At 52.4% G+C, this 20,577-nt stretch carries 17 protein-coding genes and 6 tRNA genes; 8 read left to right on the top strand and 15 right to left on the bottom strand.

Going from position 1 to position 20,577, the window contains the following annotated elements:
- Positions 1 to 40: 40 nt before the first annotated feature.
- From ptsI to cysZ, 4 genes are all read right to left on the bottom strand, one after another.
- A complete protein-coding gene (gene ptsI / locus RIN69_RS16260; RefSeq protein ID WP_313853069.1) occupies positions 41 to 1,768 on the bottom strand; it encodes a phosphoenolpyruvate-protein phosphotransferase PtsI in 1,728 nt (575 codons plus the stop codon).
- A gap of 159 nt (positions 1,769 to 1,927) precedes the next feature.
- A complete protein-coding gene (ptsH, locus tag RIN69_RS16255) occupies positions 1,928 to 2,185 on the bottom strand; it encodes a phosphocarrier protein Hpr (RefSeq protein WP_128179220.1) in 258 nt (85 codons plus the stop codon).
- Between the two features lie 535 nt (positions 2,186 to 2,720).
- The gene (gene cysK / locus RIN69_RS16250; RefSeq protein WP_313853068.1) at positions 2,721 to 3,692 is read right to left on the bottom strand and encodes a cysteine synthase A; all 972 of its coding nucleotides are present in this window, start codon (positions 3,690 to 3,692) and stop codon (positions 2,721 to 2,723) included.
- A 182-nt stretch (positions 3,693 to 3,874) separates the two neighbouring features.
- Positions 3,875 to 4,645 carry a sulfate transporter CysZ gene (gene cysZ / locus RIN69_RS16245; protein ID WP_313853066.1) on the bottom strand — a complete coding sequence of 257 codons (771 nt, stop codon included), beginning with the start codon at positions 4,643 to 4,645 and terminating at the stop codon, positions 3,875 to 3,877.
- Between the two features lie 218 nt (positions 4,646 to 4,863).
- Here cysZ and zipA point away from each other — a divergent pair, with 218 nt between their 5' ends.
- The 3 genes from zipA to RIN69_RS16230 all read left to right on the top strand — a co-directional run bounded on the left by zipA (position 4,864) and on the right by RIN69_RS16230 (position 8,149).
- Complete coding sequence (zipA, locus tag RIN69_RS16240) at positions 4,864 to 5,841, top strand: cell division protein ZipA (protein ID WP_313853064.1); 978 nt, start codon at positions 4,864 to 4,866, stop codon at positions 5,839 to 5,841.
- A gap of 69 nt (positions 5,842 to 5,910) precedes the next feature.
- Positions 5,911 to 7,929 (top strand): NAD-dependent DNA ligase LigA, encoded by a 2,019-nt coding sequence (gene ligA, locus RIN69_RS16235; protein WP_313853062.1) that lies wholly within the window; start codon positions 5,911 to 5,913, stop codon positions 7,927 to 7,929.
- Position 7,930: 1 nt separating this feature from the next.
- Positions 7,931 to 8,149 (top strand): DUF3820 family protein, encoded by a 219-nt coding sequence (locus tag RIN69_RS16230; protein WP_313853061.1) that lies wholly within the window; start codon positions 7,931 to 7,933, stop codon positions 8,147 to 8,149.
- A 32-nt stretch (positions 8,150 to 8,181) separates the two neighbouring features.
- Here the strand turns inward: RIN69_RS16230 and RIN69_RS16225 are convergent, their stop codons facing one another.
- Positions 8,182 to 9,204, bottom strand: a complete 1,023-nt coding sequence (locus tag RIN69_RS16225; protein ID WP_313853060.1) for a bile acid:sodium symporter family protein — start codon at positions 9,202 to 9,204, stop codon at positions 8,182 to 8,184.
- A gap of 97 nt (positions 9,205 to 9,301) precedes the next feature.
- On the opposite strand from RIN69_RS16225, the gene RIN69_RS16220 reads away from it, so the two are divergent.
- Positions 9,302 to 10,222: a LysR family transcriptional regulator gene (locus RIN69_RS16220; RefSeq protein ID WP_313853059.1), complete on the top strand. Its 921-nt coding sequence runs from the start codon at positions 9,302 to 9,304 to the stop codon at positions 10,220 to 10,222.
- A 24-nt stretch (positions 10,223 to 10,246) separates the two neighbouring features.
- Here RIN69_RS16220 and RIN69_RS16215 read toward each other — a convergent pair whose 3' ends face one another.
- The 5 genes from RIN69_RS16215 to RIN69_RS16195 all read right to left on the bottom strand — a co-directional run bounded on the left by RIN69_RS16215 (position 10,247) and on the right by RIN69_RS16195 (position 12,405).
- The gene (locus RIN69_RS16215) at positions 10,247 to 11,800 is read right to left on the bottom strand and encodes a methyl-accepting chemotaxis protein (RefSeq protein ID WP_313853057.1); all 1,554 of its coding nucleotides are present in this window, start codon (positions 11,798 to 11,800) and stop codon (positions 10,247 to 10,249) included.
- Positions 11,801 to 12,014: 214 nt separating this feature from the next.
- Positions 12,015 to 12,090: transfer RNA gene (locus tag RIN69_RS16210), tRNA-Lys, on the bottom strand.
- Positions 12,091 to 12,094: 4 nt separating this feature from the next.
- A tRNA-Val gene (locus RIN69_RS16205) sits at positions 12,095 to 12,170 on the bottom strand.
- 42 nt (positions 12,171 to 12,212) lie between these two features.
- Positions 12,213 to 12,288 (bottom strand) — tRNA-Val (locus RIN69_RS16200).
- A 41-nt stretch (positions 12,289 to 12,329) separates the two neighbouring features.
- Positions 12,330 to 12,405, bottom strand: a tRNA-Val gene (locus tag RIN69_RS16195).
- A 271-nt stretch (positions 12,406 to 12,676) separates the two neighbouring features.
- Between RIN69_RS16195 and gltX the strand changes: the two genes are divergently transcribed.
- Positions 12,677 to 14,092 carry a glutamate--tRNA ligase gene (gltX, locus tag RIN69_RS16190; RefSeq protein ID WP_313853055.1) on the top strand — a complete coding sequence of 472 codons (1,416 nt, stop codon included), beginning with the start codon at positions 12,677 to 12,679 and terminating at the stop codon, positions 14,090 to 14,092.
- A gap of 53 nt (positions 14,093 to 14,145) precedes the next feature.
- Here the strand turns inward: gltX and RIN69_RS16185 are convergent, their stop codons facing one another.
- Positions 14,146 to 14,499 (bottom strand): YfeC-like transcriptional regulator, encoded by a 354-nt coding sequence (locus RIN69_RS16185; protein ID WP_313853053.1) that lies wholly within the window; start codon positions 14,497 to 14,499, stop codon positions 14,146 to 14,148.
- Between the two features lie 130 nt (positions 14,500 to 14,629).
- Positions 14,630 to 15,418, bottom strand: a complete 789-nt coding sequence (locus RIN69_RS16180; protein ID WP_313853052.1) for a formate/nitrite transporter family protein — start codon at positions 15,416 to 15,418, stop codon at positions 14,630 to 14,632.
- 397 nt (positions 15,419 to 15,815) lie between these two features.
- On the opposite strand from RIN69_RS16180, the gene RIN69_RS16175 reads away from it, so the two are divergent.
- Both RIN69_RS16175 and RIN69_RS16170 read left to right on the top strand, forming a co-directional pair.
- Positions 15,816 to 15,891 (top strand) — tRNA-Ala (locus RIN69_RS16175).
- Between the two features lie 45 nt (positions 15,892 to 15,936).
- A tRNA-Ala gene (locus RIN69_RS16170) sits at positions 15,937 to 16,012 on the top strand.
- A gap of 170 nt (positions 16,013 to 16,182) precedes the next feature.
- On the opposite strand, the gene RIN69_RS16165 is transcribed toward RIN69_RS16170, so the two are convergent.
- On the bottom strand, positions 16,183 to 17,367 hold the full coding sequence (locus RIN69_RS16165) for a NupC/NupG family nucleoside CNT transporter (RefSeq protein ID WP_313853050.1): 1,185 nt from the start codon (positions 17,365 to 17,367) through the stop codon (positions 16,183 to 16,185).
- 358 nt (positions 17,368 to 17,725) lie between these two features.
- On the opposite strand from RIN69_RS16165, the gene RIN69_RS16160 reads away from it, so the two are divergent.
- Complete coding sequence (locus tag RIN69_RS16160) at positions 17,726 to 18,964, top strand: Nramp family divalent metal transporter (protein ID WP_313853049.1); 1,239 nt, start codon at positions 17,726 to 17,728, stop codon at positions 18,962 to 18,964.
- Positions 18,965 to 19,008: 44 nt separating this feature from the next.
- Here RIN69_RS16160 and RIN69_RS16155 read toward each other — a convergent pair whose 3' ends face one another.
- Positions 19,009 to 19,377 (bottom strand): DUF2502 domain-containing protein, encoded by a 369-nt coding sequence (locus RIN69_RS16155; RefSeq protein ID WP_313853048.1) that lies wholly within the window; start codon positions 19,375 to 19,377, stop codon positions 19,009 to 19,011.
- Positions 19,378 to 19,538: 161 nt separating this feature from the next.
- The gene (mgrA, locus tag RIN69_RS16150) at positions 19,539 to 20,528 is read right to left on the bottom strand and encodes an L-glyceraldehyde 3-phosphate reductase (protein ID WP_313853047.1); all 990 of its coding nucleotides are present in this window, start codon (positions 20,526 to 20,528) and stop codon (positions 19,539 to 19,541) included.
- Positions 20,529 to 20,577 lie beyond the last annotated feature (49 nt).

Raw genomic sequence — 20,577 nt, 5'->3', positions numbered from 1 at the left:
CTTCTCCTAAGCAGTAATATTGGGCCAGCGTCTCGCGGAATCAGCAGAGTGTTTTTTCTTCAATGAACTTGTTGACCAGGTTCATTAACTCTTCCGCGGTCGGTTGAGCCAGAGCCTGCTCTGCTAATGCCTTCGCATCTTCAAAATTCGTATTACGAATGATTTTTTTGATGCTTGGGATAGAAATGGCACTCATGCTGAATTCATCCAGCCCCATTCCCAATAACAGTAGTGTAGCACGTTCATCACCAGCCAGCTCACCACACATACCGGTCCATTTGCCCTCAGCATGAGAAGCATCAATAACTTGCTTGATCAGGCCAAGGACTGAAGGGGTCATTGGGTTGTAGAGATGGGAGATCAGATCGTTACCACGATCAACCGCCAGAGTGTACTGCGTCAGGTCGTTGGTTCCAATACTAAAGAAATCAACTTCCTTAGCCAGATGACGCGCAATCACTGCTGAGGCCGGGGTTTCAACCATAATGCCGACTTCAATGCTTTCGTCAAAGGCTTTAGCTTCATCGCGCAGTTGCGCTTTCAGCAGCTCCAGCTCGGCTTTCAGCGTCCGCACTTCTTCAACCGAAATAATCATCGGGAACATGATGCGCAGTTTGCCGAACGCGGATGCACGCAGAATTGCACGCAGCTGAGCATGCAGAATTTCTTTGCGGTCCATAGCAATACGAATGGCACGCCAGCCGAGGAACGGGTTGTCTTCTTTCGGCAGGTTCATATACGGCAGGTCTTTATCACCGCCGATGTCCATGGTACGGACGATAACTGCCTGAGAGCCCATGCCTTCAGCGACGGCTTTATAGGCCTGGAACTGCTCTTCTTCGCTTGGCAGCGAGTCGCGATCCATAAACAGGAATTCGGTACGATACAGACCAACACCTTCCGCGCCATTGCGCTCTGCACCGGCGATATCACGCACGGTACCGATGTTGGCACAGACTTCAACCTGATGTCCGTCCAGCGTGATAGCAGGCAGATCTTTCAGTTTAGCCAGATCGTTTTTCTCAGTAACATACTGATTATTTACAGCTTTCAGTTCCTCGATAACTTCAGCAGTCGGGTTAACATAAATTTTGTTGTTAACGCCATCGAGAATCAGATAATCATCGTTTTTAACGCGACTGGTGACATCACCGGTGCCGACAATGGCTGGCAGCTCAAGGGAACGCGCCATAATCGAGGTGTGAGAAGTACGACCGCCTAAATCGGTGATAAAGCCCAGTACCTTCTTCAGGTTCAGCTGTGCGGTTTCTGAAGGCGTCAGGTCTTTAGCAACCAGCAGCACTTCATCTTTGATCGCGCTCAGATCAACAATATGCAGACCAAGAATGTTCTGCAGCAGGCGCTTACCGATATCACGTACGTCAGCCGCACGCTCTTTGAGGTATTCGTCGTCGAGTTCTTCCAGCGCTTTAGCCTGACCTTCAATCACTGAGTGAGCCGCAGCGTCGGCTGAAGCCAGCTCGTCTTTGATCAGGGCTATGATCTCTTGCTCAAGCTCTTCATCTTCCAGCAACATAATGTGGCCTTCGAAGATCGCTTCTTTTTCTTCACCGAATGTTTCACCGGCTTTGATTTTGATTGCTTCGAGCTGCTCTGCGGCCTTAGAACGGCCATCAAGGAAGCGTTTTACTTCCTGGTCCACTTGTTCAGCAGAAATCTTTTTCCGGTTGATGACGATTTCATCTTCCTTCAGCAGAAGTGCCTTGCCGAAAGCGATACCCGGTGATGCTAAAATGCCTGAAATCATAACCCTACCTTTTTATAACGATGGCTCATTAGGCGAAGTGCAGTGCCAATGTTGCAAAAGCATACTTTACGGAAGCAATAACGCGGACAATATGTCCGCGATCAAAGTGTTTGCACTCAGCTAGCCTGATGAAACAGCTTTCTTGAAAGACTGGGCGAATTACTCGAGCTCAGCCATCAGTTTTACCAGATGCTCAACAGCTTGTTGCTCATCTTCACCTTCAGCAGACAGTGTGACAACTGTTCCCTGAGTCAGACCCAAAGTCTGCAGCTTGAACAGGCTCTTCGCGCTGGCAGATTTGCCATTGGAGGTTACGGTGATTTCAGAAGCGAAGCCTTTAGCTTCTTTAACGAACTGTGCAGCCGGGCGAGTATGAAGACCGTTTGGTGCGGTAATTGTCACTTCTTGCTGGAACATTATGTTTCCCCAACTTAATTGGTTTGGTGTTGTGGATCTAAAGTCTAGCCTGGAGACGGGACTTTAGCCTGTGTTGGTCGCGCTGGCATGAGTACAGGACTCGCCAAAAAATGCGCAATTAAGGGTATTAAGATACAGCGTCACAACATCATAAAAATGTTTCGCTGTCTCACTTCCCATTATGCCGCGCTTTACGCTGCTGCGCCAAACCAGTAAATCGATTCAGCTCGATCCATTTTGCGCGGCGATTAATTTTGTGGATCGAAATAATTGGCAGCTTAAATACCAGACCAGGGAGGGTAAAATCAATCTGTACCCCCATTAAAATTTGATGGCGGTCACAAAAAAACCTCGTTGCGCAGGTTGCGCAAGGCGAATTTTCGGCGATTTTGCGCTGAAATTTTACCCGAAAATCGATATGTAAAGCTGCGCAAATAAGACTAATTGCAGTGCTATAAAAAAACGCTCCTGGGAGCGTTTTCGATGGATGTGGCTTTTTCGCGTCACAAATAATCGCTGACAAGCAGAGTCTGTGTTACTGCTGCAACTCTTTTTCAGTGAACAGATCGGCAAACAGTGCGGTACTGAGGTAGCGTTCACCGGAAGAGGGCAGGATCACCACGATATTTTTATTGGCGAAAGCTTCGTCTTCCTGCAGTTTCAGCGCGGCAGCTACCGCTGCGCCTGAGGAAATACCGGCCAGAATGCCTTCTTCTTCCATCAGACGACGGGCAGTTGAAATGGATTCTTCATTGGTGATCGCCACGACGCGGTCGACCAGTTTAAGATCGAGGTTACCAGGAATAAAGCCTGCGCCGATACCCTGGATTTTATGCGGTCCTGGTTTAATTTCGTCACCCGCCAGCGCCTGCGCGATAACCGGGGAATCCGTCGGCTCAACGGCGACGGTAATCAGCTCTTTCTTGCCTTTGGTATTCTTGATATAGCGGCTGACGCCGGTCAGCGTACCGCCAGTACCGACACCGGCAATAAATACATCCACTTCACCATCGGTATCTTCCCAGATTTCCGGGCCGGTGGTTTTTTCATGTACTTCCGGGTTGGCCGGGTTGCTGAACTGCTGCAGCAGCACAAACTTGTCTGGATCGCTTGCCACAATCTCTTCGGCTTTGGCAATCGCCCCTTTCATCCCCTTGGCACCTTCGGTCAGCACCAGGTTAGCGCCCAGCGCTTTCAGCAGCTTACGACGCTCTACGCTCATGGTTTCTGGCATGGTAAGCGTTAATTTGTAACCCCGTGCAGCCGCAACATAAGCCAGCGCAATACCGGTGTTACCACTGGTAGGCTCTACCAACTCAATGCCGGGTTTCAGAATGCCACGTTTTTCTGCGTCCCAAATCATATTGGCACCGATACGGCATTTGACGCTGAAACTTGGGTTACGGGATTCTACCTTCGCCAGAATGCGCCCATTACCGATGCGGTTCAGTCGAACCAGCGGCGTATGACCGATTGTCAAAGAGTTGTCTTCATAGATCTTACTCATAGCCCGTCCTTAACTGTATGAAATATTGGCAACCCTAAGAGCATACCCTTTCAAATTCTGCAAGGAAGGAAAGAAATCGTATATGTATATGATTGACTGAAATAAGGCTTAGCGAAATGGCATAAGGCGCGACAGTCAGCAGGATGAGGGCGACCAGAGCGTCGCCCTCAGGATCGGCAGGATTACGGTGTCCGCAGGTGTTGCCCCAACTGACCACGATAACGGTCTACCCACATGGCGGTGGCACCGCAGACGGCAACCGGCATAATCGCCAGGTTGAGAATTGGGATCATGGTAAACAGGCTGACCAGCGCGCCGAACTGCATATTGTCGGTTTTGTTCTGGCGCAGCGCCGCACGCATCTGCTGAAAACTGACTTTATGGTTATCAAACGGATAGTCACAGTACTGGATCGACAGCATCCAGGCGCTGAACAGAAACCACAGCACCGGCGCCACCGTCTGACCGAAGCCGGGAATAAAGTAGAGCAACAGCAGCCCCAATGCGCGCGGCAGGTAATAGGCCAGCTTCTGCCATTCGCGCTTCATAATGCGCGGAGTATCTTTCATCAGGCCAATCCAGCCGCTATCCGGCAACGGCTGGCCGGTGAGACGCGCCTCCAGCTGTTCGGCCAGCAGGCCGCAAAACGGTGCGGCAATCAGGTTGGCTATAGTAGAAAACAGATAACTGAATACCAGCACAATCGAAATGACGGTCAGCGGCCACAGCAGGTAGCTCAGCCACTGTAGCCAGTCAGGAATATGCGCCATCAACGCCGGGATCCATTGACCCAGTCGCCAGAACAGCCAGATAAATGCGCCGCCCATCAGTAAGATATTGACCAGTAGCGGCAGGATGACGAAACGACGAATGCCCGGCAGGCGAATCAGTTTCCACCCCTGGCTGAAGTAATGAATTCCATTATGTCTATTAAGACTATTCTCACTAACCATCGACAGCTTTTCTCCATTTGGCGGTGGTGCAGGCTATCATAACGCAGCTTTTTACGCTGACCAGCGGGTAATTGGACGAAAAAACAGCAAATAAGTGTCCGGACGCAATCTAATTTGTCAGAAAATACTGCACAGACTTGCACTTGTGTACTTGGGCAAATACAGTTAGAGGATAAAGTTTGCCGCGGTGGCAAGGTATTGGAACAACAGAGAATACAATGATGCAGGATTTGCGTCTGATATTAATCGTTGTTGGCGCGATCGCCATAATAGCGCTTTTGCTTCACGGCCTCTGGACTAGCCGTAAAGAGCGTTCATCCGTTTTTCGCGATCGCCCTCACAAGCGTTTAAAGCACGATAAACAACAGAGCCAGACCGACGACGATGAAGGCGTTGGTGAGGTGCGTGTGCGTCGTTCACCGTCTAAGCATGATGAACCGTCATTTGGCGGCTTCGATGCGGCTGATGATGATGAACCGCCGCGTCAGCCTGCGCCTCGCAAGCAGCCCGAGCCGGCGCGCCATCTGCCTGCGGTTGAAGAATCGCCTGAACTTGACCCGCTGTTCGATGCTGAACCGCCGTATGCCGCTGAGCCTAAAGCGCAGCCGCCACGTGCGGCAGAACCCGCGCGTCGATCAGAACCTGCTGCTGCACCGCAGCCGGTGAAAGCCGCACCGCAGTTTGATCCGCTACTGGACGATGAGCCGGATGAAGACGAGGATGACGTTGAAGAGCTTCAGCCGCAGCCGGTTGCTGAGCCAGTAAAAGAGCGCAGTAAAGAGACCGTACTGGTGCTGCACGTTGCCGCACATGCCGGTGGCGTGATTAACGGTGAAGCGCTGTTGCAGGGTGTGCTACAGGCTGGTTTCCAGTTTGGCGAGATGAATATTTTCCATCGTCATCTGAACCCGGCGGGCAGCGGCCCGGTGCTGTTCAGCCTGGCGAATATGGTGAAACCCGGTTCGTTTAACCCGGATGAGATGTCTGATTTCTCCACGCCTGGCGTCTCGATCTTTATGATGGTGCCGTCCTATGGCGATGCCAACCAGAACTTTAAGCTGATGCTGCAATCGGCTCAGCGCATTGCTGACGATGTTGGTGGTGTGGTGCTGGATGATGAGCGTCGTATGATGACGCCGCAGAAGCTGGAAACGTATAAAGCGCGTATACGCGATGTGATCGACGCAAACGCCTGAACGACGACGTTTTAATCATTATCCCCTGAACCCCCGCTTGTCGGGGGTTTTTTATCTCCGATGGTGCTTATGGAATCCATACAGAACAAAATCACCCATTTGCGAACCACGCTTGTTCATCACGAATACCAGTATCACGTTATGGATGCGCCGGAAGTGCCGGATGCAGAATATGATCGCCTGATGAATGAACTGCGTGAACTTGAAGCGCAACACCCTGAATTAATCACTCCCGATTCACCGACGCAACGCGTCGGTGCCGCGCCACTGAGCGCATTTGAGCAGGTGCGTCATGAAGTGCCAATGCTGTCGCTGGATAACGCCTTTGATGAAGCCACTTACCTCGCTTTCGATAAGCGGGTAAAAGATCGGCTGAAAACCACTGACGATATTACCTTCTGCTGCGAACTGAAACTTGATGGCCTGGCGGTCAGCCTACTGTACGAAGAGGGTTTGCTGGTACAGGCGGCAACCCGTGGCGATGGCACCACCGGTGAGAATATCACTGCTAACGTGCGCACCATTCGCGCCATTCCTTTGCGTCTGAAGGGGGAAAACATTCCGGCACGCGTTGAAGTGCGCGGTGAAGTGTTTATGCCGCAGGCGGGCTTCGAAAAGCTTAATGAGGAAGCACGGCGCAGCGGCAATAAGGTGTTTGCCAACCCGCGTAATGCCGCAGCAGGCTCATTGCGCCAGCTTGACCCGCGCATTACCGCTAAACGTCCACTGACGTTTTTTTGCTACGGCTTTGGCCTGCTGGAGGGCGGAGAAATGCCTGCCAGCCACTGGCAGCGTCTGCAGCAGTTTAAAGCCTGGGGCTTACCGGTCAGCGATCGTATTCGCCTGTGTCACAGTGCGGAAGAGGTGCTGGAATTTTATCATCAGGTTGAGGCCGATCGCCCGACGCTCGGTTTTGATATCGATGGCGTAGTGATCAAGGTCGACTCTCAGCAGTTGCAGGAGCAGCTTGGCTTTGTGGCGCGTGCGCCGCGCTGGGCGGTGGCGTTTAAGTTTCCGGCGCAGGAGCAGATGACCACGGTGCGTGACGTCGAGTTTCAGGTCGGACGTACCGGCGCCATCACGCCGGTAGCGCGGCTGGAACCGGTGCAGGTTGCCGGCGTGATGGTCAGTAATGCCACGCTGCATAACGCCGATGAAATTGAGCGCCTTGGCTTACAGATTGGTGACCGGGTTGTGATTCGTCGTGCTGGTGACGTCATTCCGCAGGTGGTCGGCGTGGTGGAGTCAGAACGCCCGCAGGATACGCGCGCGATTGTGTTCCCCGAACATTGTCCGGTGTGCGGCTCTGATGTTGAGCGGGTTGAGGGGGAAGCCGTGACCCGCTGTACCGGCGGCCTGATTTGCGGTGCGCAGCGTAAAGAAGCGCTCAAGCATTTCGTCTCGCGCCGCGCGATGGATGTTGACGGTATGGGCGAGAAGATTATCGATCAGCTGGTGGACAAAGAGTATGTCAAAACGCCAGCCGATCTGTTCCGCCTGAGCGCAGGTGTGCTGACCGGATTAGATCGCATGGGGCCGAAATCGGCACAGAATGTGGTCGACGCGCTGAATAAAGCCAAACAGACCACGCTGGCGCGTTTTCTCTATGCGCTAGGCATTCGGGAGGTGGGAGAAGCCACCGCAGCCAATCTGGCGGCGCATTTTGGCGAGCTGGAAAAAATCATGGATGCTGACCTGGACGCGCTGATCGCGGTACCGGATGTTGGCACCGTGGTGGCCAGCCATCTGCGTAATTTTATGGAAGAAGAGAGTAACCGCGAGGTTATTCGGCAACTGGTTGAGGATATCGGCATTCACTGGCCGGCAGTGGAAGTGATTAAGCCAGAAGAGATCGACAGTCCGTTCTCTGGCAAAACCGTGGTGTTGACCGGTAGCCTGACTATTCTGTCGCGTGATGACGCCAAAGCCAGGTTAGTCGCACTGGGCGCTAAAGTGAGCGGCAGCGTGTCGAAGAAAACCGATCTGGTGATTGCCGGTGAAGCGGCAGGCTCGAAACTGGCGAAGGCGCAGGAGCTGGGCATTGAAGTCATTGATGAAGCTGAAATGATTCGTCTGCTGGGTGAGTAAAATGGAAAAAGAGCACCTGATTGAGATCGCCAATACCGTCATGCCGTTTGGTAAGTACCGTGGAAGAGTGTTGATCGACCTGCCGGAACCTTATCTGCTGTGGTTTGCCCGCAAGGGGGAGTTTCCTGAAGGGCATTTAGGCGAGCTGATGGCGTTAACGCTGGCGATTAAAGTTGAGGGGCTCGAAGGCCTGGTTCAGCCTTTACGGCGTAACGATTAAAAAAGCGGCTCGTGTTCACGAGCCGCTTCAGTTTATTTCTGCGATTCAACCACCGCTTTGTTTTGATGACTTGCCAGCTCTTTGGCCGCTTCTGCTTCGCCTTTTTTCTTATAGTGCTGGGCAATCATCGAACAGACCATCAGCTGCACCTGGTGAAAAATCATCAGCGGCAGCACGATAATCCCCACCGCTGAGGCCGGGAACAGAATATTGGCCATCGGTACGCCGTTTGCCAGGCTCTTTTTCGAACCACAGAACAGAATGGTGATCTCATCCGCCCGGCTGAAGCCAAACAGGCGAGCCGCCAGCAGGTTGATAACCAGCACCACAAACAGAATGCCGATACAGCCGACGAGGATAAACAGCAGTGTGGTAATGCCAACGCTGTTCCAGATGCCATTAACTACCGCTTCACTGAAGGCGGTGTAAACCACCAGCAGAATCGATGTCTGATCGATTTTGCCAATCAGGCTGCGATGTTTTTCTACCCAGGCCGCAATCCAGCGGCGGGAGAGGTGCCCGATAACAAACGGCAGCAGCAGTTGCAGCATAATACTGCCGATCTGTTCGAAATTGCCGCCCGCGCCGTCACTGTGAATATCCATCACCAGGCTAACCAGCAGTGGCGAAATAAATACCCCGAGCAGACTGGAGGCTGAGGCGCTACAGATGGCAGCGGCGACGTTACCGCCGGCCAGCGAGGTGAGGGCGATGGCGGACTGCACGGTAGCGGGCAGAATACACATATACATAAAGCCGGTATAAATGTCGTCACCGACTTTTAGCGGATGCCACCAGGCAAACAGCAGGCCGATGGCCGGAAACAGCACAAAGGTGCTGAACATCACCCACAGATGCAACCGCCAGTGGCTGCTACCGGCGATAATTTTATCGCGCGATAGCTTGGCACCGTGCATAAAAAACAGCAGCGCAATTGCGGCGGTAGTGAGCCAGTGGAAAAACACCACGAAATCACCGCGCGCTGGCAGGAAGCTGGCCAGCAATACGGTGATAATCAGTTTCACCATCATTGGATCAAGTCGGAAAATACCCATTTGTTAATGCCTGGTTAATTTAGAACATTCGGCTATTGTGCGATGACTGGTTTTAGAAATAAAATTGATTTATTGAATTTATATATGAATTAAATCGATGAATTACAGTATTCGCCAGCTCAGAGTTTTTGTCGCCGTCGCGCAGCACGGCAGTTTCAGTCAGGCGGGCCTGCATATTGGCCTGAGCCAGTCGGCGGTTAGCCACAGCATTAAAGAGCTGGAAGCTGAAATGGGAATTCGTTTACTGGACAGAACCACGCGTGAAGTGATGCTGACCGAAGCCGGGCAGCAGCTGGCCACGCGACTGGAGCGCCTGCTGGAGGAGCTGAATACCACCTTGCTGGATGTGCGTAGCTATGGGCAGCAGCGGAGCGGGACGGTGCGTGTTGCCGCCAGCCAGACCATTTCAGCGCAGCTGATGCCACAAACGCTGGCGGCCAGTCAGCAGACTTTCCCGGATATCAAAATCATGTTGCGCGACCGGCCGCAGCAGTGGGTATTGCAAAGCGTGCGTAATGCCGAAGTGGATTTTGGCATCGTGGTTGGCCCGTTACAATCGCCGGACTTTGCCTGTGAGCCGATTCTGGATGAGCCGTTCCTGCTGTTGTGTCGGCGTGACGACACGCTGGCGAGCCCGCCACAAATCAGCTGGTCGCTACTGAATGGTCGTACGATGGTTTTACAGGATTATGCCTCGGGCAGCCGCTGGCTGATCGATGAAGCGTTACGCGAACAGCAGGTGCAGGCAGAGATAGTGCAGGAGATTGGTCATCCGGCGACGCTGTATCCAATGGTCGAAGCGGGGATTGGCATCAGTATTTTACCGGCGCTGGCATTGCCGTTGCCAGAAGGGCGGCCCCTCATGGTGCGGCGTATTTTCCCGGAGATAAACCGTACGCTGATGCTGATTCGGCGCAAAAATCGCTCGTTATCGCCAGCAGCAGAAGCTATCTGGCAGGAAGTGCGTCAGCAGGCGATACTGCTGACGCAACAGCGAGAAGCGAATCCGGCGTTTTAATCCGTTGTTATGCCGGGCGGTGATTTAGGCGGTTTTAAATACCTGCATCGCCTGAGAGAGCTGGTCGGCCTGTTCCTGCATCGACTGTGCTGCCGCCGCTGATTCATTCACCAGCGCGGCGTTTTGCTGGGTAACCTGATCCATTTGTGTGATCGCCATATTAATTTCGTCAATGCCGGTGCTTTGCTCGGAGCTGGCGATAGAAATTTCCCCGATAATTTCGCTAACGCTTTTCACGCTGCTCAACACTTCTTCCATGGTGGTACCGGCTCTGGCAACCTGCTTGCCGCCTTCATCGACTTTCGCTACTGAATCGCCGATTAGCTGTGCAATCTCTTTGGCAGCGGAAGCGGAGCGCTGTGCCAGGCTACGCACTTCAGCGGCGACGACGGCAAAACCACGACCTTGTTCACCGGCGCGTGCGGCTTCCACCGCGGCGTTCAGTGCCAGAATATTGGTCTGGAAAGCAATGCCGTCGATAACGCTGATAATATCGACAATCTTTTTCGACGAACTGTTGATCATCTCCATGGTGCTCACCACCTGTTTCACCGCATCGCCGCTCTGTAGCGCCACTTTTGAAGCCTGAGCGGCCAATTGGTTAGCCTGGCGCGCGTTATCGGCATTCTGCTTAACGGTGGAGGTCATCTGTTCCATCGCCGAAGCCGTCTCTTCCAGTGAGCTTGCCTGCTGTTCGGTACGTGCAGAGAGATCCATATTGCCGGCGGAAATTTCACCGGAAGCGTTGGCAATCAGATCGGTGCCGGCGCGTACTTCAGTCACAATTTTCAGCAGGTTATCATTCATATTCTTTAGCGCCTGCATCAGCTGGCCGGTCTCATCGCCAGAATTGATCTGAATGTCGGTGCGCAAATCGCCTGCGGCGACGTTTTCAGCAATACTGACCGCTTCGCGTAACGGACGAACAATCGAGCGCGTCAGCAGCAGGCCAAGAATAATCGCGGCAATGATCGCCAGCGCGGAGAAAATTAAGGTGACATTGATCGCGGTAGTGGCATCCGCTACGGCTTTCTTGCCTTCGTCCTGTAACTGCCCGGATTGTGAATCAGCAAATTTGACCACGATATCGAGAAATGCATTTTGCGTGGCGGTGATATTGCGCAGGGCAAACTCTGCGGCTTCCTCGGCGTTACCCGCCTGAATCAGAGCAATCAGCTGTTGTCTGGCACGGGCATACTGTTGTCCGGCCTCGATAACCGCCTGAATTTTTTTCTGGCCGACGGCGGTAGATTGCAGTTTGGCTATTTGCGCAATGGCAGTATCCGTTTGCTGAACCGAGCGTTCGAGCTGCACCAGGCGTTTTTGGTTATAATCGGTCTTTGCCGTATCAATCACCATCCCGCGCAAAAATTTAATCTGATCGTTTACACCGTCACGCGCTTCAAATGCCAGCCGTACTTTGGCGTAGCGGTCGTTAACGATATTTTCAATCGCCTGATTAATATTGCTGGTTTTTACAATCGCCGTGGCGCTGACGATGATCAATAGTAGAATCACCAGGCCAAAGGCCGCGCCCAGCCGAATGCCGACTTTTAAATTTTTAACTGAAGCTTTCACTTATATCCCTCTGAATTAAATACGCTTAGCGCTTATCGTTGCGCTGGTCGAAGAGGGGTAAATCGGCATCAGTGTCGAAAACTTGATGTAATTTTGTGATCTGTGTCGATTTCTTTAGCGGCGAGTGTGCCTGATGCGGGTCAGGTGATTACAGGTGAGCGGTTTTCAGCGTCAGAAACAAAAAAAGCACCCAGAGGGTGCTTTTTTCTAAATTTGGTGGGTCGTGCAGGATTCGAACCTGCGACCAATTGATTAAAAGTCAACTGCTCTACCAACTGAGCTAACGACCCGAAATGGTGGGTGATGACGGGCTCGAACCGCCGACCCCCTCCGTGTAAAGGAGATGCTCTACCAACTGAGCTAATCACCCATTTCGTTACTGCTTAGCAAGACACTTATGTGTGTTGAGTCATGGTGGGCGATGACGGGCTCGAACCGCCGACCCCCTCCGTGTAAAGGAGATGCTCTACCAACTGAGCTAATCGCCCATGTCTCAACTCTCTTGCTACCACTGCGGCCATCTTAGAGATGGTGGGTGATGACGGGCTCGAACCGCCGACCCCCTCCGTGTAAAGGAGATGCTCTACCAACTGAGCTAATCACCCCCGCTGTGTGGAGTCGCATTATAGGGATCCGACGAAATGAGTCAACGCTTTTTAAAATTAAAATGTTCGTTCGGCTTAATTTTAGTCAGGCTGTTGTCGTTTTAAGCAAAACCGCTGTTTTCCTGTGCGTTATTCCACCATCCACCGCGGGCGGCCGGGGGAAGGTCGTTGAGGAATCGCCGTCAGGTGGTAGAATGAAGGCAATTAACTCAGCGCCAAATTAGTCCATCAGGTAATTTGTCAGCGCATCCGCGTAATAAGGCACCGTTTAATGAAAATCAAAACCCGCTTCGCCCCAAGCCCAACCGGCTATTTGCATGTCGGTGGCGCTCGTACCGCGCTTTACTCCTGGCTGTTTGCCCGTCATCAGGGTGGCGAGTTTGTACTGCGTATCGAAGATACCGATCTGGAACGCTCCACGCAGCAGGCTATCGACGCCATTATGGACGGTATGAACTGGCTGAGCCTCGACTGGGATGAAGGCCCGTACTATCAGACTAAACGTTTTGATCGCTACAACGCGGTGATTGACGAGATGCTGGAAGCGGGAACCGCTTATAAGTGCTACTGCTCAAGAGAGCGTCTGGACGCGCTGCGCGAAAACCAGATGGCGAATAATGAGAAGCCACGCTATGACGGCCACTGCCGTGACAGCCACGAGCACCATGCTGCTGATGAACCTTGCGTGGTACGTTTCCGTAACCCGCAGGAAGGCTCAGTCATTTTTGACGACCAGATCCGTGGTCCGATTGAATTCAGTAATCAGGAGCTGGACGATCTGATTATCCGTCGTACCGACGGTTCTCCGACCTATAACTTCTGTGTGGTAATTGACGACTGGGATATGGAAATCACCCACGTTATTCGTGGTGAGGACCATATCAATAACACGCCTCGCCAGATCAATATCCTGAAAGCCATTGGCGCACAGGTGCCGGTGTATGCTCACGTGTCGATGATTCTGGGCGACGACGGTAAAAAGCTCTCCAAGCGTCATGGCGCGGTCGGCGTAATGCAGTATCGTGACGACGGCTATTTACCGGAAGCATTGCTGAACTATCTGGTACGTCTGGGCTGGTCCCACGGCGATCAGGAGATCTTCAGTGTTGATGAGATGAAAGAACTGTTCGATATCGATGCGGTAAGTAAATCTGCCAGTGCGTTTAACACCGAAAAGCTGCAGTGGCTGAACCATCACTACATCAACTCGCTGGCGCCGGAATATGTTGCTACCCATCTGCAATGGCACATTGAGCAGGAAAATATCGATACGCGCACCGGCCCGGAGCTGGCACAGCTGGTTAAACTGCTGGGCGAGCGTTGCAAAACCCTGAAAGAGATGGCAGCTTCCTGCCGCTACTTCTATGAGGAGTTTGACGAGTTTGATGCGGATGCGGCGAAAAAACACCTGCGTCCGGTTGCACGTCAGCCATTAGAAGTGGTGCGTGACAAACTGTCAGCAATCACTGACTGGACGGCCGAAAATGTTCACCATGCCATTCAGGCTACGGCAGATGAGCTGGAAGTGGGCATGGGCAAGGTGGGTATGCCGCTGCGTGTGGCGGTGACCGGTGCTGGTCAGTCGCCAGCGCTGGACGTGACCGTTCAGGCGATCGGTAAGTCTCGTTCAGTGGCGCGGATTGAAAAAGCGCTGGGCTTTATTGCAGAGCGCGAAGCCCAGGCTTAATCCTTAAGCCATCAACAAAAAACCGGAAACAGCCAGGCTGCTTCCGGTTTTTTTTACTCTTCGCTGATACCCAACCGTTGCAAAATACCCTGAATGCCTTCACGCACCAGTAATGCCGACAGTTTCGCCTGTTCTTCCGACGTCATCTGCTGTAGAGAGGTGATCAGCAGGCCTGGCAGAGGATTCTGATTCACCACATAGGCAGCAGAAGGTTCAGCTGCATGACGCGTTGATTTCAGAAACTCTTTTACCCGCTCATCGATATGAATCATCCGCGCTTTACCACCCTGAACTCCGGGTTTAGGCGCAGTGGTCCAGCATTCACGTTTAATCCATTTGTTGATGGTTTGACGACTATATCCCGTCACCTTCGCCAGCTCTTCAGGTGTTAACCAGTCCTTTTTCACGTTTCAGTCCCTGTAACGAATGTATTAGCGGAACATATTACAATAATTCGCTAAAGGAATAACTAACGGATCGGAAATTGCGAGCCAGAGCATAAATTGCCCTCTGCCGGACGGCAAAGGGCAGGGGGAATTAGCGCGTAGCGTTAATGTTTTGAGTGGCAGGACGATAAGCGAGATAGTAAGCGAGGCCAACAAATACGGCACCACCGACGGCATTACCGAGGAACACGGCAATAAAGTTAGGCAAGTATTCAGCCCAGCTCAGATAACCCGCGAAAATCGCCGCCGGAATGATAAACATGTTGGCAACAACGTGCTGGAACCCGATGGCAACAAACGCCATCACCGGGAACCACATACCGAAGATTTTGCCGACCACATCTTTACTGGCAAATGCCAGCCACACTGCCAGACAAACCAGCCAGTTACAGCCGATGCCGGAAATAAACGCATGCATAAAGTCGGCGTTAACTTTAGCTGTGGCAATCGCCACGGTTTTTTTCAGGTAATCGCCTTCAGTCAGGCCGAGCATATGGCCGAAGAACCAGGCGACCGCAATGCTGCCGGCAAAGTTAGACACGGTGACCCAAAACCAGTTACGCATCACGCTAACGCCGCTGATCTGACGAGCAAACCAGGCAACCGGCAGCGTCATCATATTACCGGTCAGCAGCTCGCCGCCGGCCAGTACCGTCATAATAATCCCCACCGGGAACACCGCCGCGCCTAACAGGCCGCCAAACGAGCCCCATTCTGCTGGCAGGCTATTGATAACGTGGATGTCGAGCAGGAAGCCGGTAGCGATAAAGGCGCCAGCCATAAAACCAAGAATCAATAAAGTGGAAACAGAAGCGTGACTCTTCGTCACACCCGCCTGGATAGCGATTGCTGCGATTTCTTTAGGTGAATGCAAGGACATAATAGCTCTGGTGTATTTGTTAAATAAAAATAAGACCAAAATCTGCCGCGGAATGCTGGCTGAGCAGGTCTGGCGCAGCAGCGGGGGATTTTGATTAATAATTAGCGCGCGAAGTCTTGCACGGGAAATTAACAAAAACAAGTGACTTTTTGTGTCATTGTTAACCTGTCATTAACAGCTGCCGGGCCAGCGGCGCTAAAGCAGTGATAAATCTTAACTGTTTGTCATTTGGCCAGCCGAAGGGGCAATAACCGGCAAAGCATCAGCAAATATCAGTTATTTCAGCCACTGTTGACGCCTTTTTCAGCGATCGCACTCAGAAAGCTATTTTGCCGTTGACACCCTTCTGACGGTTTCATATTATGCCGTCCGTCGATACGACACTGTTTTTCGGTTTGGGGCTATAGCTCAGCTGGGAGAGCGCTTGCATGGCATGCAAGAGGTCAGCGGTTCGATCCCGCTTAGCTCCACCAAATCTACTCCAGCAGATTTGGAACTGAAAAACGCATCTCTGTAGTGGGGGTATAGCTCAGCTGGGAGAGCGCTTGCATGGCATGCAAGAGGTCAGCGGTTCGATCCCGCTTATCTCCACCAAATTATCTGAAACTCCTCGATTGTGATAATAATCTGCTCAGGCGGATGTTTTTTCGTTGCTGTTTTTTACGTTTTATTCGCGGAGTGAAGACGTAGGAAGCGCTTACTGGCGGGAGTGTGACGGCAGATAAGAAACGCAGGAGCCAGCCATAGCTGACCCCTGCGGCTGATTACAGTACCAGACCGGCAATCGATGCCGAAAGCACGCTGACCAGCGTTGAACCGTACAGCAGTTTCAGGCCAAAGCGCGAAACCACGTTACCCTGTTCTTCATGCAAACCTTTAATCGCACCGGCAACAATCCCGATGGATGAGAAGTTAGCGAATGAGACCAGGAACACTGACAGGATGCCTTCACCGCGTGGTGACAGCTGACCCGCGATTTTCTGCAGATCCATCATCGCAACAAACTCATTCGACACCAGTTTCGTCGCCATAATACTGCCAACCTGTAACGCTTCATGCGTCGGCACGCCCATCATCCAGGCAAACGGGAAGAAGACATAACCGAGAATCGCCTGGAAGCTGATACCAAAAACGGCATCAAACAGCGCATTGACCGCCGAGATCAGCGCGATAAAGCCGATCAGCATCGCCGCAACGATAATTGCCACTTTGAAACCGGCCAGAATATACTCGCCCAGCATTTCAAAGAAGCTCTGGCCTTTATGCGTATTGGCCAGTTGCAGATCTTCCTCACCGTCTACCCGATACGGGTTGATCAACGACAGCACAATAAAGGTACTGAACATATTCAGGATCAGTGCTGCTACCACATATTTCGGCTGAAGCATGGTCATATAGGCACCGACAATCGACATCGACACCGTGGACATCGCCGTAGCGGCCATGGTGTACATGCGACGCTGTGACATTTTGCCAAGAATATCCTTATAGGCGATAAAGTTTTCTGATTGTCCCAAAATCAGTGAGCTTACCGCATTAAAGGATTCCAGCTTGCCCATGCCGTTGACTTTTGACAGCACGGTCCCGATTGCGCGAATAACTATCGGCAGGATACGGAAGTGTTGCAAAATACCGATCAGTGCAGAGATAAAGACAATAGGGCAGAGTACATTCAGGAAGAAGAACGCCAACCCTTTATCCGACATTCCGCCAAAGACAAAATTTGTCCCTTCTGCGGCAAATTTGAGTAATTTCTCAAAGAAATCCGAAAAGCCTTGTACAAATCCGAGGCCGATTTCCGAGTTCAGGAAGAACCAGGCAAGCAGAACCTCAATTACCAGCAGCTGTATGACAAAACGAACGCGGATGTTTTTGCGATCGCTGCTGACCAGTAAGGCCAGTAACGCCACAACCCCTAGCGCCAAAGCAAAGTGCAGAATGCGGGACATGATTGCTCCAAATATGAGGCAGGTTATATTTCGCTGTGTATTCTATGTAACGCGAGGCGCAAAAACGAGATCAAAACCGCATTATAACAATTAGCTATACCTTGAGGCGTCAGAAAAGCCTGACAGATCACATCTGCAAGCGGTTTGAAAAAGCGGCTGGTGAGTTGTTAACCTTCTGTTTCTGTCTTACAGTGGGGCGACAGCTGATAATTATCGCTCAATTATTGTGTTTCAATTTATAGCAAAGGCTATACTTTATAGCGCTGGCTATTACACTAATCGCTATAAACTCATTCACACCCGCTTGAGAATCCTTATCCTGAAGGATAGTTAAGCATTTCAGGCAAGAGGCAGCAAAATGTCAGAGAGCCGCACCGCGCAACGTGCTGCACGCGGAGTTCGCAAAGTTAAATTAGCCCTGATGGGGCCAGCCTTTATTGCGGCGATTGGTTATATCGATCCCGGCAACTTTGCCACCAATATCCAGGCGGGTGCATCCTACGGCTATAAGCTGCTGTGGGTGGTGGTGTGGGCCAACGTGATGGCGATGCTGATCCAGCTGATGTCGGCCAAGCTGGGTATCGCTACCGGCAAAAATCTCGCGGAACATATTCGCGATCGTTTTCCACGTCCGGCGGTATGGTTCTATTGGGTGCAGGCGGAAATTATCGCCATGGCAACCGATCTGGCGGAGTTTATCGGCGCGGCGATTGGTTTTAAGCTGCTGCTTGGCGTCACTCTGTTGCAGGGAGCGGTACTGACCGGCGTAGCGACCTTCCTGATTCTGATGCTGCAAAGCCGAGGGCAGAAACCACTTGAACTGGTGATTGCCGGTCTGCTGCTGTTCGTTGCGGCCGCCTATATCATCGAGCTGGTTTTCTCACAGCCTAAAGTGGTCGATCTGCTGCAGGGCATGGCGATCCCTTCACTGCCGACCGCCGATGCGGTGTTCCTGGCAGCCGGTGTGCTGGGGGCGACCATTATGCCGCATGTGATTTATTTGCACTCATCGCTGACGCAGCGCGGTGATGGTAACTCGCGCGCTGAGCGCTATTCAGCCACGAAACTGGATGTGGCGATAGCCATGACGATTGCCGGTTTCGTTAACCTGGCGATGATGGCGACGGCAGCGGCGGCATTCCACTTTAGCGGCCACAGCGGTATTGCCGATCTTGAACAGGCTTACCTGACTTTAGAGCCGTTGCTCAGCCATGCGGCTGCCACGGTATTTGGTCTGAGTCTGGTCGCGGCGGGGCTGTCGTCAACGGTGGTGGGTACGTTGGCGGGGCAAGTGGTAATGCAGGGCTTCATCCGTTTCCATATTCCGCTGTGGATTCGTCGGGTAGTGACAATGCTGCCTTCCTTTATTGTCATTATGGCGGGGTGGGATCCGACGCGAATTCTGGTGATGAGTCAGGTGCTGCTGAGCTTCGGTATTGCACTGGCGCTGGTGCCGCTGCTGGCATTCACCGGCAATCGCGAACTGATGGGCGATATGGTTAATTCCCGCCTGATGCAAAATACCGGCAAAGTGATAGTGCTGCTGGTGGTGGCGTTAAATCTCTATCTGCTGGTGGGAATGGCGCTGGGGCTTTAGCTTAGTCCTGTCGGGGAGCCGAAAACGGCCCCCCGATTCAGCTATCAGTCATCGTGATGATGGCGATGATGTTTTTTCCATTCGTGCTGCTGATGGCGGCGTTCGCGCTCATGATGTTTCCACTCGCGCTTGCGCTGCTGCTCATGCCAGGCGTGCTCGCGCTCCCGCTCTTTATGACGACGCCACTCTTCATGTCGCCACCAGCGTCCTTTTTCCCACTGATAATTATCACGCCACCAGCGATCATCGCGCCAGCGGCCACCGTCCCAGTACTGGCCACGGTCGTCACGGTCTCCCAGATGCAGCGTCACACCGGGTAATAAAGTAATTTCTGCGCTATTGGCTTGTGCTGTGTGGATAGCCAAAGGCGATAAGCTTGCCAGCAAGGCGGCAAAAATAATGGCACGTTTCATATTATCTCCTTATCAACGGCAGGCTGCACCGCTGGGTCAGGCAAGATTATCCTGAGTGCGCAACGTAATCTTTCGGGGAGTTTCTGAAAAATAGCGACAAAATTGAATTTGAGACAAATCTGCATCGGGGAAAACCGCCGTCGAAACGGCGGGGTAAACGCTTACACTAAAATGGCTTCAATCTGTTCCAGCTGTTGTGCGCTGAAGTGACGATTGGCCAGCATGCCAACTGCATCATCAATCTGGCTGGTTTTACTGGCACCGATCAATACCGAGGTGACGCGATCGCCGCGCAGCACCCATGCCAGCGCCATTTGCGACAGCTTCTGACCGCGATCTGTCGCCAGCTGATTAAGCTGACGCACTTTTGCCATCTTCTCTTCTGTCAGTTGCTCGCTGCTCAGGAAACGACTGCCGCTGGCGGCGCGTGAATCTTGCGGCACTCCCTGCAAATAACGATCGGTCAGCATGCCGCCAGCCAGCGGTGAGAAAGCGATACTGCCGACGCCGCCTTGTTCCAGCACATCCAGCAATCCGTCTTCTGGGGCGCGTTCAAACATGGAGTATTTTGGCTGATGGATCAGGCATGGCGTACCGAGATCGCGCAGGATTGCGATCGCCTGTTGCGCCAGATCCGCCGGATAATTTGAGATCGCGGCATACAGCGCCTTGCCCTGGCGTACCAGATGATCCAGCGCGCCCATGGTTTCTTCCAGTGGGGTTTCCGGGTCCGGACGATGGTGATAGAAGATATCAACATACTCCAGCCCCATGCGCTTCAGGCTTTGATCAAGGCTGGAAACCAGATACTTACGCGATCCCCAGTCGCCGTAAGGCCCGTCCCACATGGTATAACCCGCTTTGGACGAGATAATCAGTTCGTCGCGGAAGGGGCGAAAATCCTCGCGCAGGATACGCCCGAAATTCTCCTCAGCCGAACCTGGCGGTGGGCCATAGTTATTAGCCAGATCAAAATGGGTAATGCCACGATCAAAAGCATGACGCAGCAGATTACGGCTGTTCTCCAGCAGTGTGTTATCGCCGAAGTTATGCCATAAACCCAGCGAAATCGCTGGAAGTTTCAGGCCGCTACGTCCGCAGCGGCGATATTCCATCTGTTGGTAGCGCCCGGCATCGGGAAGATAGTGCATGTTTTTATCCTGCAATATTGAGGGTCGGTAAGCCTTACAGCATAGCAGT

Origin of the sequence: Winslowiella toletana (assembly GCF_032164335.1) — a bacterium.
GTDB lineage: Bacteria > Pseudomonadota > Gammaproteobacteria > Enterobacterales > Enterobacteriaceae > Erwinia > Erwinia toletana_A.
This window is presented reverse-complemented; position numbering and strand designations above follow the sequence as displayed.